Genomic DNA, 16,592 nt, shown 5'->3' on the forward strand with positions numbered 1-16,592 from the left:
CGGAAAATTTAAATTATGCACCCAATACTGAGAAAATGTAATTATTCAATGTTTGCTTAATTTGTTCTTGACGACCAGATTTCAAAGTTGCGTTGATATCAGCATCTGTCTTGTTTTCAGCATATTCAGCCAAATCCTTCAATGTCAACTTGCCGGCTTCAAAGTCTGCACCAATACCTTCGTCAAATGAAGCATAACGCTCTTTCAAAACATTTTCAATCACTTGGTCTTCAATCAACTTAGCTGCTACTTTCAAACCAGCAGCGTAGATGTCCATACCAGCAATGTGAGCATAGAACAAATCGTCCATTTCAAAGCTTTGGCGACGTGGCTTTGAATCAAAGTTCAAACCACCAGTTGGCAAGCCACCGTTCTTCAAGAATTCGTACATAACCAATGTTGCTTCATAGATGTCGTTAGGGAATTCATCAATATCCCAACCAATCAACTTATCACCCATATTAGCATCAAGTGATCCCAACAAACCAGCTTCACGTGCAAAACGTACTTCATGTTCGTATGTGTGACCAGCCAAATAAGTGTGGTTACCTTCTAAGTTCAACTTGAATGTGTCTTCCAAACCATAAGTCTTCAAGAAAGCAATTGTTGTTTGGGCATCAAAGTCGTATTGATGTTGTGTTGGTTCTTTTGGCTTTGGCTCAATCAAGAATTGGCCTGTGTAGCCAATTTCATTAGCATAATCTTTAGCCAGCTTGAAGAAGGCCGCAATATGATCTAATTCACGCTTTGTATCAGTGTTTAACAAGAAATCGTAACCTTCACGACCGCCCCAGAATACATAACTTTCTGAACCCAAACGCTTAGCAATGTCTAATGAATGCTTGATTTGTCCAGCAGCGTATGCAAATACTTCAGCAAATGGTGATGTTGCGCCACCAGCCAAGAAACGCTTGTTAGTGAACAATGATGCTGTGTTCCAAAGCAACTTCTTGCCAGTTTCTTGCATCTTTTGCTCAATCTTGTCAATTACTTTGTCAAGATTTGCGTTTGTTTCTGCCAAAGTGTTGCCTTCAGGAGCCAAATCACGATCGTGGAATGCAAAGTATTCAACGCCTGTTTTTTCCAAAAATTCAAACATGTAATCAACTTTAGCTAATGCCAAAGCCATTGAACCTTCTTCACCTTCTTTGTCCCAAGGACGTGTTGCTGTTCCTTCACCAAATGGATCAACCAAACGTTGGTCCATTGTATGCCAGTATGCAACTGAGAACTTGAGCCATTCGCTCATCTTCTTACCTGCTACAACTTCATCTGCATTGTAGTAGTGGAAGCCATCTCCAGCTTGCAAAGATTTGTTACCTACGAATTCTACTTTAGGAAAAGAGAATAATTCAGCCATGTCGTTTGTTCCTCCTAGATGATTAAACATCTGCCTTTTAATTGTTTTCGGGTTGGTTGGTTTACACAACCAACTTACATAAATCATTATATAACCTTTCCAAATTCCTTGCAGCCCTTTCTTATAAATCAAAAAAAAATTTGATTGAATCATCAGTTTATGATATTTTTTTCAAACATTTCCGTATTCATATTGACAGTTTATTAGAAAAAGATTAGTATTAAATTATTATTTATTGGAGGACGTTAAAAATTATGAAATATACAGTTGTAGGTGCGGGTGCAATGGGACTACGTTATGGTATTTTACTGCAAGAAAATGCCGGCGTTTCAGTTGACTATGTTGAGCCAACACAAGCAAGCTTGGATAAAATTCGCCAGCAAGATAACAAAGTTTGGAAATCTCGCGATCACAAAGACCGACATCAAATTAAAATCAACATCTTTTCACCTGAAGAATATGAAGGTGATCCAGATGTTTGGATTTTCTTCATGAAGCAAATGCAATTGCAAGATACACTTGATCGTCTTGCGCCAAAGTTTAAAGCAGGTCAAACAGCACTTGGTGCAATGAATGGTATGGGACATATCGAAAAACTGCAACACTATTTTGATGACGAACATATTATTGGTGGTACAGCGATGATTGCCACTGTCTTGAACGATTACGGCGACGTTGATTTCATGGGCGCTGAAAGTGCCGGCTCATCAGTTTATGCCAATTTGACAGAAAAGCCATCTGAAGTAATGGATCAGGTTCAAAAAGACTTCCAAGCAGCACATTTGAATCCTTCTTACACTGAAAATTTCATGGGTACTCTTTTGACAAAAGTTTTCTTTAATGCCGTGGAAAACTCAATTGCTACAATGTTCCAATCACGTATGGGTCAGTTAATGGCCTATGACGGCTTCTTAGAAGGTATTGCTCGACCATTGGTTAACGAGGCTTACGATGCTGCTGAAGCGGCTGGCATTCAACTCATTGAATCGCGTGATGACATGGTTAAACAAGTTGATTATGTCTCAAATGTTGCCAATCCCTTACATTTTCCATCTATGTATCAAGATTTTGTCAAAGGTCGCCCAACAGAAGTTGATTATATCAACGGTTGGATTGCGGATTTGGCTGACAAAAATGGTACACAAGCACCTAACCAGCATTTGGTTACCAATTTTGTTCATCTTGCCGAAGCAATGCGTAAATTCACGCCACCAGTTAATAAGTTATCACCAGATTATACTGGCGCATAATTTTTAAGTTTGTTTGAGAAAAGCCCGAGTAATGATTGCGGCTGTGCAAATCATTACTCGGGCTTTCATGATATTTGTTTGTATTTTAGGATTGATGGCTTTTACGATGACTGTTATTTAATGAAAACATATTAAAATCATCACTACCGGCACGATAAGCTATCACATGATTGGTCTTCAATGAACAACATCACGCTATAAAACCAGCAAGTGCTATGAATCCATCAGTATTAATTATTGATAGTATTGTAATTGGCATATGATTTCCTTTATACTAGAAGAATATAGAAAAAGATATTTTGGAGATTAGTTGCATGATTATTTCCGTTAAAAGCAAGCAAATACGGCGCGCAATTTTGTGTGTCATATTAGCAATTCTAATAACAATACTTGTCAAAATTAATTTTATTATACCCGTTATAGATGATGGTGTCCGATATTTTATGTCAACAACACAAACAGGATTAAACGATATCGTCATGTCAATTTTTTCATTTCTTGGTTCTCCTGTTGTTGATTTGATTTATATTTTTATCTTAGCTGGCATTTTACTAGTGGCTGGTCTTCGAATTCCAGCTATATGGTCCGTTCTTACAATTGTTATTGGTGAAATTTTAGCTTTCATCGTGTGCCAATTAGTAGAACGCAATCGACCAATTGGTCACCTACTTAGCGATACCGGTTATTCCTTTCCAAGTCTACACATATTTAGTATTTTTACAGCTATCTTCATTTTGTTATTACTCGTTATACCCAATATCACTTCTTCAAGGAGCCAGTTGATTGGTGGTTGGGCTATCATATTAGTAGGTCTCATGTCCTTGCTGTCACGTTTATACTTTAGCGCTAACTATTTAAGCGACACAATTGCCAGTATATTATTTGCCTACGCTTGGGTTATTTTAGCCGCCTCCCTTTATGCCACACTTGCCAAGCGTCTAACCAAGTTATCAATTTTCAAAAACGAAGAAATATAAAAAAAATCGCTAACGCGATTTTTTTTAGTTTATAGCCATTTCTTATAATCATCATCATCCAAGGCTTCAACTTCGCCAAGTAGATAACCATTGCCAACACCCGAGAAGAAATCATGATTAGCTGTTGAAGTTGAAAGACCGTTCATAACAACAGGATTCACATCATCTGCGCCATCAGGAAACATTGGTTCTTGCCCTAAGTTCATTAACGCTTTATTCGCGTTATAACGCAAGAAAGTCAAAACTTGATCTGTCCACCCAATTTCATCGTACAACTCATGTGTGTATTTTTCTTCATTTTCGTATAATTCATAAAGCAAATTATACATCCAAGTTTGTAATTCTGCTTGTTCTTCTTCCGATAATTGATTGAAACCAATCTGAAATTTGTACCCAATGTAAGTACCATGAACTGACTCATCTCGAATAATCAGTTTAATAATTTCAGCAACATTCAACATTTTATTATGGCCCAAAAAATATAATGGCGTATAAAAACCTGAATAGAATAAGAAAGTTTCTAGGAAGACAGAGGCAATTTTCTTTTGTAAAGCTGTGCCTGTTTGGTAAATATCGTTAATCCGGTGTGCTTTAAATTGTAAAAATTCGTCGGTATCAGCCCAATCAAAAATTTTCTCAATTTCAGCTTTTTCATTTAACGTTTCAAAAATAGAAGAATAAGATTTTGCATGAACAGATTCCATAAATTGAATATTATTCAACACCGCTTCTTCTTTCTGGTTAATAGCATCTAACTTAAGTTGCGCCATGCCATCTTGTGACTGAAGTGTATCTAGTGTTGTTAGTCCACCAAACACTAAATTCATTGTTTCGCGCTCTTGATCAGACATGTTGCCACGCCAGTGCTTCAAGTCGTTTGAAATCGGAATACGTGTATCTAACCAAAATTGTTGCGTCAACTTTTCCCACGTTGCCTTATCCAATTCATCCTCAATATTGTTCCAGTTGATTGCCGTATATGAGCCATTATTAATATGTGCCATTATTGTTCTCCAATATTACGTTTTATTTTATTATATATTACTTCAGCATCAAATGCACTGCCACGCAACTCATAAGAAGCAATCATTGGCACATTAAATTTTTTCGCATAACGAATACCCGTTAAATTGAACTGAACATTGAAATTACGATTACCTGATCCGACAATTCCCTTTAAATAACTTGCATTGTTACCAAAATCAATATATTCGCCCAACGCATTAGTAAAGACCTCAGTAACTTCTGGCCCTGTACCCGTTCCGCCTGTCAAATACGTTGGTACAAGGGCAACAAAAGGTTCTGTTTCATTAGCGTACTCTGTTTCCTCACCAATTAATCGAGCATCCAAAGTATCCCCTTGTTCCATAGCAACTTTTTTAAGCTTTTCAACAAATGATTTCGTATTACCCTCTGTTGAAGCATATAATAAATTAATGTGTGTCATTCAACTCAACTCTCATCCAGAATCTTTTACCGTGATTACTTGCGCAACATTTTTTAATCGTTAAATCGAGCAACTTTCACACTCACTCACACCAGACTCTTGGTTATCATCAGTAAATGTTCGAACGTAATAAATTGACTTTAAGCCTTTATTAAATGCGTAGTGGCGTAAAATGGTTAAATCACGCGTTGTCATTTTATCTGTGCGTCCCTTTTTCCATTCATACAGGTCATCTGACAAAGTCGATCTCATGAAGAATGTTAATGCCATACCTTGGTCAATATGCTCTTGGGCAGCAGCGTAGACGTCAACTACTTTCCTCATATCAGTATCATAGGCAGAGATGTAATAAGGCATTGTTTCATTACTCAATCCTGGTGCAGGGTAATAGACTTTACCAATCATGCCCTCTTGTCGCTCTTCAATACGATTAACGATTGGTAACAAAGAAGCGGTCGTGTCATTAACATAAGAAATAGAACCAGTTGGCGCAATGGCATGACGATAAGCATGGTACATGCCATACTTCATCACATTATCTCGTAATTCAGCCCAATCCTGTTTCGTTGGCAAGTGATGATCTGAAAATGCTTCTTGAACCTTCGCAGTTTTTGGTGCCCAATCTTTTTCTAAATAAGTATTGAAGTATTCGCCGGTAGCATAGGTTGATTGGTCAAATTCAAAGAATTGTTCATGACGTTCCTTGGCAATTTTCATAGATGACTTGATTGAGTAATAATTAAGCGCCATAAAGAACGTTGATGTAAAGTCCAATGCTTCCTCATCACCATAATACATTTTATTTTGGGCAAAATAAGCTGCCAACCCCATTGCACCCAATCCAATTGCATGCTTTTCACGATTACCTAAAGCAACAGAAGGCACGACATCTAGATTTGATGAGTCAGAGACAAAAGTCAATGCACGCACCATTGTATCCACCGATTCCTCAAAATTATCAGTTTGCATCATATTAACAATGTTGATTGATCCCAAGTTACAACTGATGTCTGATCCAAGCTTTGTATATTGCTGCTCATTGTTCAATTCTGATGGTGTCTGAACCTGCAAAATTTCTGAACACAAATTTGAAGATACAATTTTACCTTTAATTGGGTTAGTCTTATTTGCAGTATCAAGATTAATAATATAAGGATAGCCTGATTCTTGCTGCAACTTAGAAATTTCTTCTTCAAGCATGCGGGGGTCAATGCGGTATTTACGAATGGCTTCATTAGCGACCATATTATCGTATTCACCCGTAATATCAACATAGTTGAATGGCTCACCATAAACTTTTTCAATGTCTTCGGGACTAAAAAGATACATTGGTTGATTTTCTTTAACTAATTCATAAAACTTGTCTGGAACAGTTAATCCAAGTGACAAGGTTTTAACACGGATTTTTTCATCCGCATTTTCTTTTTTAGTTGACAAAAATGACAAAATATCGGGATGGAAAACTGATAAATAGACAACACCAGCACCCTGACGTGCACCAACTTGTGATGAAAAAGTAAAGGAATCTTCAAGTAGCTTCATGATTGGTACGACACCGCCCGCAGCATTTGCAATGCCCATTACTGGCGCACCAGCTTCACGAACGTTAGAAACATTAATGCCGACGCCACCACCCATTTTTGATAATTGTAATGCAGAATTAATTGTTCGGCCAATCGAGTTCATGTCATCTGACGTTTGTATCACAAAACATGACACCAATTCGCCACGACGCGCGCGTCCTGCATTTAAAAAGGAAGGGGTTGCTGGCTGATAGCGTTGGTGAATCATTTCATCAGCCAATCGCAATGCCAACGCTTCATTTCCGTCTGCGTAGTACAGCGCATTCATTGCAACACGATCAACATATGTTTCAACGTAATGCTCACCATCATTAGTTTTTAGGGCATATTGATTATAGAATTTAAAGGCAGCCATAAATGACTTGAAGTTAAAATGAACACTGTCAAGGTAAGCGTATAGTTCTTCAATGAATGGCATTCGATACTTTTCAATAAAACTGCGCTCCAAAAAATCATTGTCAAAAAGCCATTCAAATCTTTGTGCTAATGAATCAAATTTCAGCACATTTGGCCATACATTCTCGGTTAAAAATGCATCAAGTGCTTCTTGATCCTTTTCAATTTGAATTTGATTGTTTTTTGGAATGTTGATTTGGTTGTTTAAATCAAAGTAAGTAACTTTATCAATATCTAATGTTTTCAATGCCATAACGCTATCCCCTTTTTTGTTTCATCTTTGTACTGCTCATCCCACAAAATAATCTAATAAAAAAACATCATTACGACTACGTCGCAAGATGCTCGAAATACGGCTTGAATTAAGCGGATATTTTTTTGAGCACGTCTGGACGGAAGCCAGAAAATGATGGCATACCCTCAATAGCAACGACCGGTGTCTGACGATAGCCATTAGCCTTCAATTCATCAACATATTGTGTTTCTTCTTCAATATTGACTTCTTTAAAGGCAATACCTTGCGCTTCCAAAAACTTTTTCGTCATCTTGCATTGCACACAATTATATTTTGTGTATATTGTTACTTTTTCCATGACGTGTACCTCTCATTTAATCTATTATTTTTGTTTAGTTTTAGCTAGAACTGTTGATTAATAGTTTACCGGAATTCCATAATTACACAAGGACCAAAACTGTCTTCACAAACATTTGTTCGATAAAATCAAGTCATAGGTGAATTCACAAACCACATAAATCATAAAATTTCACAAGCACCTACCACGAACATTTAAAGTGTTGATATATCAAGGTTTATATTAATTAAGACACTGTGAACTAATTTAATAAAAGCGGTAGACACTCGATGTATTAAGGTGTTTTGTTTGTGAAATTTAAATTTTAAAGAAATCATTAAGGTAATTTTTGTTCGCCTTTATACCTCTCAATATCAACTTAAAACTTAATCATTCGTTAAATTTTAAGAAGCGATAAAAGTCACCGTATGATGACTTTTTTTGGTATAATAACTCTTAGTATATAAGAAAAGAGGTTTACGAATTTGGATTCTGGTCCGTCTTTGATCATCAACTTTTTTGTTATTTTGGTGGTCTTGTTGTTAGCTATTCTGTTTACTTTAACAGAATATTCATTAGTTAAGGTGCGCCTTAGTGCGCTAAGAGTGTTGCAAGAGGACCGCGATAAGCCTTCACGCAACATCAGTAACGCCATTCACATGGTGACACACCTGACTGAATATCTCTCGACAGCGCAAGTCGGGATCACATTAACAAGTTTGATTTTAGGTTGGATTGGTGAAGAAACCGTCGCCGACATCATTCTCAACTCTGGTATTATTCCTGCCGAATATGCCCACGCAGTTGCTTCAGTTGCAGCCATGATTATCTTCACAATCGTGCACGCTGTATTTACAGATCTTGTTCCTAAAAATATTGCGATTGAATCGCCTGTAAAAGTCCTACTATTCATTGTTCGACCTGTTCGTTTCTTTCATGTCACTTTATTTCCCTTAATATGGACGTTGGATCACTTGTCAAACGGCATTACACATTTATTGGGATTTAGAACTGATGGCGAAGAGGATATATATTCTCAAACTGAAATTTTATCATTGTCTAAAAATGCTGCGGCAGCCGGCGAATTAGATGAAGAAGATTTAACTTTCATGCAACGTGCTTTTGAAATGAATGATAAAGTAGCTGTTGATATCATGATTGATCGGACATCAATGACCGTTATTGATGTTAAAGCTTCTATTGCAGAAGGTGTTAATTTATATTTACAAGAACGTTATTCACGTTTTCCAGTTGTTGCAGACAATGACAAGGATAAAGTATTAGGTTATGTCTTTAACTACGATCTTGTCCGTCAAGCACGTATTAAATCATCTGACCCTGTCTCAAAAATTATGCGTGACATCCCCGCCGTTCCTGAAAATATGGACTTGCACGATGTCATGGATGAAATGATCATCAAGCGTTCACCTATCGCCATTGTTGTTGATGAATATGGTGGTACTTCTGGTTTAATTACTGATAAGGATATTTACGAAGAACTGTTTGGTACAGTTCGTGACGAAATAGATGATGTATCAGACGATTACATTGAAAAACTTGGTGATCATCGTTTCAAAGTTTCTGGTAAGATGACTCTGTATGACTTTGAACGCTACTTTGATAAAAATATCAAAGAACTAGAAAATGATGATGCAGTGACATTGACCGGTTATGTATTGAACCACGATCCTGAGTTCCGGGCAGGTGATACTATGGCTGTTGCCAATTTCCAGTTAACAGCACTTGATTACGATAATGCTTATATATCTGAATTCATTGTGAAAGAGCTCCCTACACCAAAAGAAGATGTTAATAGTAATGGCATTTTCGATGATGAAGAACTTGAGTCTGAGTCACAATCTGAAAGTGAATTATCTAATCATTGATTAGTCAAAAACGAGTAAAACATACTCGTTTTTTTGATTGGTTACTAATCTTTACTTTATCACTAATTTAATTGTTCGTGATTATGGTAAAATGGAATTATTATATTGAGGAGGAACAGTATGTCAGTCCATATCTACATGGTGCGCCATGGAGAAACTTATTTCAACTTTTTGCATCGTTTTCAAGGGTGGTCTGATGCCCCTCTAACTGAAAAGGGCATTCAAGATGGTTATCATGCCGGCACTCGATTAGCAAATGTGCATTTTGATGGTGCCTACTCATCAGATTTAACGCGTGCTATCCATACCGCGCGTTACATTCTAACTAACAATGCGGCGTCTAATTTTTCAGATCCGACGCAACTTCCTGATTTCCGAGAAGAAAATTTTGGTGCCTTTGAAGGTATTAGCGGTGAAATTGTACTCACAACGTTAGGTGCCTATAAGAATGACCAGTTTAATAATTTTTCGGATGTTATCACACGTTACAGCATGGCTGATGCAATGAACGTCATGGCTGAAGCAGATCCTTTCAATTTAGCTGAAAATCACGAAGCGTTCCTAAAACGGATTAAACATGGTTTCAATGACCTACTAAATCAGCACCATGATGGTGATAATATTCTGCTCGTCTCGCATGGCACAACTATTCGTGCTATTGCCGAATATTTCGGTAGACGTGACTTGTCAGCCATCAGTGTTGCGAACGGCGCAGTCATGCAGCTCGACTTATCAGCTGATGATCAAGCTGATATTATTAACTTCAATGATGCTACAACTGTTTTTTAATCACACAAGTCAACAAAAAGACGATACCTCAGCAATGCCGTGTATCGTCTTTTTTATACGTTTAATTCTTGTTTCAAATTTTCGCGTTGTTTGACGCGATAGTACGTAACAAGTAAAATTGTCAGTGCCAAAAGCCAAATAATCAAAATCATGACATTTTGCTCAATATCATTACCGCCAAAAACAAGTGAATTGACTGCATTTTTCAAAGCTGACAATGGCCAAAATGGTCTTATAAATGCAAAGATTGAATCCTGTAAAATAATTGGATCATTAGGCACAACAAAGACAGTTTGGATAGCTAATAGTACAGTTGACAGCCACCAACCAGCCTGTCCTAGCCATTGCTTCAAATACCAAACCAAACTCATCATGCCCCATTGACTCAATAACGCGATACCAGTCATATACCAAAAATTACCGATGTTCACATGCCAGAGCAAAGCGCTTCCTACCATCAAAAAACTACCCAAAATGCTTAGCAAACCACCAATTTGAAAGTTTTCCCACCATTGTTCTAATGCTAAAGCATCGGTTTTAGTCGGCTTAACTGGCAATAATAATCCAAACAGCACAGACATCACTGAAACACCAACGACTAATAATGAAGCCATTAAGACTTGCCCTTGCGTTTTGATTGGCTTGATATCAGTCATTTTTAACATCAGCATCTGTGTCAGTGCCGTATTCTTATCTGGCTGATTACTCAATAGTGATTTTAGTTGACTTGAAATTTGTTGCTGTCCACTATTGATATCTTTTGCACTTGATTGAATAACACCCGACTGGTCACTCAATGCTTTCGTACTACTTAAATTGGTGGCAAGACTACCTATGCCACCAGCAATTGTTGTTTGCATTTTGTACGAGATATTGTTAATTTCGACCGCTAAAGACTGAATTTTTGTTTTATCATCCGCATTAACAGCATCATTAAGCTGCGCTGAATATGTAGACAAATCAGTGATTAGATCAGATGCATCCGACTGCAAATCATTTGCAGCATTAACATCGATAGCATTCCCTACCGCTTGTAAATTGGTTTGTAAGTCTTTTGTTTGCTTTGCTAAATTTTGACTTTGTGAACTCAACTTTGATAGCGTTGAATCACTTGTATTACCCAAAGACAACTTATTATTTGCTAGTGCAACCACTGCATTGATTTGGTTTTCAATGTATTGCGTACCATATTGGCTATTTCCTGTTGCAACACTAACATTGACAGTACCCGATTTGCCACTCTTTTTATAATTTGCTAATTGCGTCGTTAATGCAGCCGGAATCTCCACTATCGCGCTAATACGCCCTTGCTTTAGCGCCTGCTTTGCTACCCGAGTTGACTGATAAGTACTGGTTTTGAAATGCTTACTTTCCTTTAATTGTTGCTGAAACGTGTCGCCAAATCGTTGGTTTTTACCATTCAAAGACGCTGCCTTATCTTGGTTTATCACCGCTACGACTAGTCGGTCAGTTTTCTGATTACTGTGACTAGTTGCCCCCAAATAGCCTCCGATTAGTAAGACCGGTAAAATCACTGCTAGTAGCCACTTTCCCAATATACGTTTATTCCCAAACACCGTTTGCCAACCCAACATAAAAAACCTCTTCATCTTAAACTCTGCTACTAATAGCATACGAGATTGAAGTGGCCTTGTGGATAACTTTATAAAGTTTTATCATTTTTAAAGAAATTATGGCAAAGTATTCCCTGCTGCTGTATAGACATCATACCATTCCTGATTAGTCAACTGAAAATCAAGCTTGGTCATATCAATAATACGGCTTGGCGTCATTGATCCAATAATAACTTGCATGTTAGCCGGATGATGCAAAATCCAGGCAACGGCAATTGCACTTTTTGATACGTCATATTTGCTAGCCAACTTTTGTAACGTTTGATTAAGTTCTGGAAACTTTTCATTATCAATGAAAACACCTTCAAAAAATCCAAATTGGAATGGTGACCAAACTTGAATTGTCAGATTGTGTAACCTTGCGTAAGATAGAATACCACCATCATGATCAACACTGGCTGCGTCATTCATATTCACATGCAGTTCGGAATCAATCATATTAGTGTGCATAATACCAAATTGCAGCTGGTTAATTTGCAGCTTTTCATCTCCTAAAGCATTTTGAATCAGCGCAATTTGATATGGGTTCATGTTAGAAACACCAAAATGGTGCACTTTCCCAGTGGTTTTCAAGTCTGTGAAAGCACGTGCTAACTCATTAACGTCAACTAATGTATCTGGTCGATGCAGCAAAAACGTATCAAGATAATCAGTTTGTAAACGCTCTAGTTCAATATCAACACTAGCAATCAGATGATCATAACTAAAATCAAATCGTGGCCCTCTTTCACCATCCCCGTTCACTTGACCGTTAGGTAAAATAATACCAGCTTTTGACTGTATGAAGATATCGTCACGCTTGACACCTATATCTTTCAATGCCTGACCAAAAACGATGGATGATCGACCACTGCCATAAATATCTGCTGTATCAAAAAAATTAATGCCGGAAACCAATGCCGTTTCAACAATTTTTTTTGCCTCATCTGATGTTTTGTCGGCAATTCTCATGACACCCAAGGCAACTGCACTTGCCGTCAAATTTGTATTACCAATTTGAATTGTTTTCATGTGATAAACCTTTCATATCAACAATTAATTAAAACCAGCTAGTATAGAAAGCGATGTAGCACAACTCCCTAGGAATGTACCACATGTTATCACTTTCAATGATAGCTGGTTATTTTTGTTCTTATTCAGCTGTTTCAAGCAAACCATATTTACCATCTGTTCGCTTGTAGATGACTGAATCTGTGTTAGACTCAGCATCCTTAAAGATAAAGAAATCATGTTCTAGCAAATCCATTTGCAACGCTGCCTCTTCAGGTGACATTGGCTTCAAATCGACCTGCTTTGTACGTACAATTTGTAATGCCGAATCGTCAACGTCAGTCTCAGGAATTTCATCATGTGAATCAATACCCTTAAAGCCTGTTTCACGTGACTTACGGTTAATTTTTGTCTTATACTTACGAATTTGGCGTTCAATTTTTTCGGATACATTGTCTACTGCCGCATACATGTCAGCATTTGTATCTTCAGCTCGCAACACTACGTATGGTAATACGATTGTGACTTCTACTTTACCAGAGTTATCCGAACGATATGTGCGTAAATTGACATTTGCTTTTGCACTTTCTTCGATATAACGATTCAACTTCGTTAAACGCTTCTCAACATAGTCACGGATTGCGTCTGTTACTTCGATGTTTTCACCACGTACATTATAATCTAACATAATAAATTCCTCCATACACGCTTTATTATGATAATAATCTAAGTATCATCAAATTCAGCGTGGTTTTTATCTTGTTGCTAACTACATTATATCACAACTGTAAGCGTTTTCTGTAAAATTCACCATTTTTTCATTTTTAACGGGCCAATGAGATACTTTTGACAGTTTTCGCGCCCGCCTGATAAAGCAAATTAGCCGCATGGTACATTGTATTACCGGTTGTGTAGACATCATCCACTAATAAAATACGCTGACCTACAATTAATTGGCTTGAAACATTGAGGGCGAAAGGCTGTTGACGGTTCATACGCTCACGTCGCCCAAATTGTGATTGGTGATCTTTTTTGCTTGCAGCAATGGACAATATGTCGGATAAAGTTTGCCCATCTAGCATGCCAACAACTTGATTAAACCCACGTGTTTGCATAGTATAGTGACTGACTGGAATTGGGACAACAATATCCTTATCAATATTATCAATCAACTGGATTAAGTCGTGATTAAACACTCCTTTTAATAAATAATCACCGTTAAATTTATATTGCTGCATATAATGTTTCATGACATCATTATACTGATAAAGGGCACGATGTCTCAATAACGGGTAGCCTTTATTTTGCCAGCGAATGCAATCAAAACACATTTCCTGTGTGGTTTGTAACCTGCCACAGTTTGGACAACACTTGCCATTAATACGCACCAATTGGTTACAACAATCATCACACAACTTAGCCGAATCGTCGGGCATTATACCTAACAACGCTAAAAATGATTGATTGCTTGGTAAAGGCAATTCACAAAGTTGACATAACCGTCTACATGGATTCACGCAATTTCTCCCCAAGTCGATTGAGCCGTATAATTTGACGTTGAGCTGCTTTGACTTTTAATGTTACATGTTCAACGTAAGCCAACACAAGACCAGTTGGACAATCAGATTTTCTACCAACTCGACCAGCAATTTGAACTAAAGCATTCTCAGTAAACATTTCATCGTCAGCGCCTAAAATAATGACATTGATGCCAGGAAAAGTCACACCACGTTCAAGTATTGTTGTTGTTACAAGATATTGCACCTCTTCATTACGCATACTTTTAACTTTTTCTTGTCGACGTTTATCATTGGCATGAACAAAATCACCACGCATTTTAGGAAACCACCGATTAATCGTGTCGTGAACTGGTTTTAAATCTGCAACTTTGGGCACAAAGATCAAAAATCGTTTATTTGATTCTACTAAGTGACTAAGCTGTTTTTGAAACTTTTTAGGTAGTTTTTTGCGCCACTTATTGAGGCGTGCCAATTGAATTTCTGGTAACAAATGTTGATGAAATCGCAGTGGCAAATACGACACTGGTAATCCTTTGTTAATCCGTTTTCTAAGTTGTCGTGTTGGTGTTGCGGTCAGATAAACCATCGTATGGCAAACTTTAACCGCATTGTTGACAGCATGCGTGAGCATGTCATTACCAGCAAATGGAAAACTATCAACTTCATCAATAATTAGGACATCAAAGGCTTCTCTAAATTTCAGGAGCTGGTGTGTTGTTGCCAACACAAGCTGAGTATACCGATAACAATCGGTCTGTTCCCCATATAACGTCACCATGTCCGTCTGTGCGAATGCAGCATGTAATCGTGGCGACAATTCAACAATGACATCAACACGTGGTGCAACAATGCCGACGCGTAATTTTTGCTGTAATGCACGATAAATGAGTGGAAACAACATTTCCGTTTTGCCTGCGCCTGTCACAGCCCAAACTAAATGCTCTCGATGTAGTGCTAAAGTGATCAATAAGTCTTCACTAACTTTTTGCTGTTGATGGGTTAAAGTACCTGTCCAACTTAGTGTCACTTTCCCGCTAAAATGATTAGGTTCAGGCAAAGAGACCAAGTTATCTAATGAACTAACACGGCCAAGCGTCAGACAGGCACGGCAATAAAACGCGTCATTGGGTAATGGCGCTACTATTTTTTGATTACAACGTTGGCAAATACCATCCTGAAATGCAGACCTTGATTCGCCTAAATTATTATCTATTTTAGGACAGACTAACTGTCTTCCGTAGAGATTTTCTATTTTCATACTGTATAATACGATGTATGGCACATTACTTCACAATTTCTCCAAAAACATATACTTGGGAACAAGTCATCAAAAAATCCCGTTTTATTTTGAATGTAGCGCGAGTTACTTCTGAAGAAGAAGCACGCCTGTTTATTGCAAAAATAAACAAACAACATTACAAAGCCAGTCACAATGTTTTTGCCTACATGCTTGGTGATCAAGATCAAATACAACGTTTTAGTGATAATGGCGAACCTAATGGTACGGCTGGCGTTCCAATGCTAGAAGTCCTCCAAAAAAATCAAATTCACGACGTTGTTGCCGTTGTGACACGTTATTTTGGTGGTGTCAAACTAGGTGCTGGGGGCTTAATTCGTGCTTATGCTAGCACAACAGCAGACGGGTTAAAAGCAGCTGGATTTGTCGAACGACTATCGTTGCATCAAGTGACCATTACGATTGCCTATAAGCACGTTGACAGTCTCACTTACTGGTTAACACAAAATGACTATCACATTATGACCACAAATTACGATGAAAACGTTCATTTAATCGTCCCTGTGTCTGAAGTAGGACTGCCTAGCTTTCAAAATACACTGACGAATCAATTTGCTGGTAATATTGGGTTTGATATTGGTGACATAACTTTCTTTGAAATTCCAGTGAAATAGGCTATAATTAAATAGTTATGATCCGCTAGTGTAATGGATCGCACGCAAGATTCCGGTTCTTGAAATCCGGGTTCGACTCCCGGGTGGATCATTATAAACGCTATGATGTAATTTTGTAGCAAAAAAACTGATGCTGTTGATACAGTACCAGTTTTTTTCTACCAGAAGTCAAGTGTTTCAAGGCATTTAGCTTCTTTTTATGATGCTGCAATTGGTCATCAAGCACTACTAAAATAAACCGATGTCTTCACATTGGTTTTGCAAAATGTTAGGCTTA

At 37.7% G+C, this 16,592-nt stretch carries 15 protein-coding genes; 5 read left to right on the forward strand and 10 right to left on the reverse strand.

Annotated elements, in window-relative coordinates:
* Nucleotides 1-13 precede the first annotated feature (13 nt).
* On the reverse strand, nt 14-1,360 hold the full coding sequence (gene xylA, locus BMG01_RS05525; RefSeq protein WP_004912802.1) for a xylose isomerase: 1,347 nt from the start codon (nt 1,358-1,360) through the stop codon (nt 14-16).
* A 254-nt stretch (nt 1,361-1,614) separates the two neighbouring features.
* On the opposite strand from xylA, the gene BMG01_RS05530 reads away from it, so the two are divergent.
* Entirely contained in the window at nt 1,615-2,610 is a 996-nt protein-coding gene (locus BMG01_RS05530; protein ID WP_004912806.1) for a ketopantoate reductase family protein, read from the forward strand.
* Between the two features lie 443 nt (nt 2,611-3,053).
* Nucleotides 3,054-3,587 (forward strand): phosphatase PAP2 family protein, encoded by a 534-nt coding sequence (locus BMG01_RS05535; protein ID WP_233127273.1) that lies wholly within the window; start codon nt 3,054-3,056, stop codon nt 3,585-3,587.
* 29 nt (nt 3,588-3,616) lie between these two features.
* Here BMG01_RS05535 and nrdF read toward each other — a convergent pair whose 3' ends face one another.
* The 4 genes from nrdF to nrdH all read right to left on the reverse strand — a co-directional run bounded on the left by nrdF (nt 3,617) and on the right by nrdH (nt 7,606).
* Entirely contained in the window at nt 3,617-4,591 is a 975-nt protein-coding gene (nrdF, locus tag BMG01_RS05540) for a class 1b ribonucleoside-diphosphate reductase subunit beta (RefSeq protein WP_004912813.1), read from the reverse strand.
* A complete protein-coding gene (locus BMG01_RS05545; RefSeq protein WP_004912816.1) occupies nt 4,591-5,034 on the reverse strand; it encodes a class Ib ribonucleoside-diphosphate reductase assembly flavoprotein NrdI in 444 nt (147 codons plus the stop codon). Before BMG01_RS05545 ends, nrdF begins: the two co-directional genes overlap by 1 nt.
* A 60-nt stretch (nt 5,035-5,094) precedes the next feature.
* Nucleotides 5,095-7,266 carry a class 1b ribonucleoside-diphosphate reductase subunit alpha gene (gene nrdE / locus BMG01_RS05550; RefSeq protein WP_004912817.1) on the reverse strand — a complete coding sequence of 724 codons (2,172 nt, stop codon included), beginning with the start codon at nt 7,264-7,266 and terminating at the stop codon, nt 5,095-5,097.
* 109 nt (nt 7,267-7,375) lie between these two features.
* Complete coding sequence (gene nrdH / locus BMG01_RS05555) at nt 7,376-7,606, reverse strand: glutaredoxin-like protein NrdH (RefSeq protein ID WP_010279343.1); 231 nt, start codon at nt 7,604-7,606, stop codon at nt 7,376-7,378.
* 464 nt (nt 7,607-8,070) lie between these two features.
* Here nrdH and BMG01_RS05560 point away from each other — a divergent pair, with 464 nt between their 5' ends.
* Both BMG01_RS05560 and BMG01_RS05565 read left to right on the forward strand, forming a co-directional pair.
* Nucleotides 8,071-9,471: a hemolysin family protein gene (locus tag BMG01_RS05560; RefSeq protein ID WP_004912825.1), complete on the forward strand. Its 1,401-nt coding sequence runs from the start codon at nt 8,071-8,073 to the stop codon at nt 9,469-9,471.
* A 120-nt stretch (nt 9,472-9,591) separates the two neighbouring features.
* A complete protein-coding gene (locus BMG01_RS05565) occupies nt 9,592-10,260 on the forward strand; it encodes a histidine phosphatase family protein (RefSeq protein ID WP_004912828.1) in 669 nt (222 codons plus the stop codon).
* A gap of 53 nt (nt 10,261-10,313) precedes the next feature.
* Here BMG01_RS05565 and BMG01_RS05570 read toward each other — a convergent pair whose 3' ends face one another.
* The 5 genes from BMG01_RS05570 to BMG01_RS05590 form a co-directional block, all read right to left on the reverse strand.
* Nucleotides 10,314-11,855 carry an ABC transporter permease gene (locus BMG01_RS05570; protein ID WP_004912831.1) on the reverse strand — a complete coding sequence of 514 codons (1,542 nt, stop codon included), beginning with the start codon at nt 11,853-11,855 and terminating at the stop codon, nt 10,314-10,316.
* 96 nt (nt 11,856-11,951) lie between these two features.
* Entirely contained in the window at nt 11,952-12,905 is a 954-nt protein-coding gene (locus tag BMG01_RS05575) for an aldo/keto reductase family oxidoreductase (protein ID WP_004912833.1), read from the reverse strand.
* A gap of 121 nt (nt 12,906-13,026) precedes the next feature.
* Entirely contained in the window at nt 13,027-13,572 is a 546-nt protein-coding gene (gene hpf / locus BMG01_RS05580; RefSeq protein WP_004912837.1) for a ribosome hibernation-promoting factor, HPF/YfiA family, read from the reverse strand.
* Nucleotides 13,573-13,708: 136 nt separating this feature from the next.
* Entirely contained in the window at nt 13,709-14,122 is a 414-nt protein-coding gene (locus BMG01_RS05585; RefSeq protein WP_004912839.1) for a ComF family protein, read from the reverse strand.
* Between the two features lie 265 nt (nt 14,123-14,387).
* Nucleotides 14,388-15,662 carry a DEAD/DEAH box helicase gene (locus BMG01_RS05590; RefSeq protein WP_188349632.1) on the reverse strand — a complete coding sequence of 425 codons (1,275 nt, stop codon included), beginning with the start codon at nt 15,660-15,662 and terminating at the stop codon, nt 14,388-14,390.
* Nucleotides 15,663-15,679: 17 nt separating this feature from the next.
* Here BMG01_RS05590 and BMG01_RS05595 point away from each other — a divergent pair, with 17 nt between their 5' ends.
* Complete coding sequence (locus tag BMG01_RS05595; protein ID WP_036067764.1) at nt 15,680-16,315, forward strand: YigZ family protein; 636 nt, start codon at nt 15,680-15,682, stop codon at nt 16,313-16,315.
* Nucleotides 16,316-16,592 lie beyond the last annotated feature (277 nt).

Origin of the sequence: Leuconostoc sp. BM2, assembly GCF_002095565.1 — a bacterium.
GTDB classification, from domain to species: Bacteria; Bacillota; Bacilli; order Lactobacillales; family Lactobacillaceae; genus Leuconostoc; species Leuconostoc falkenbergense.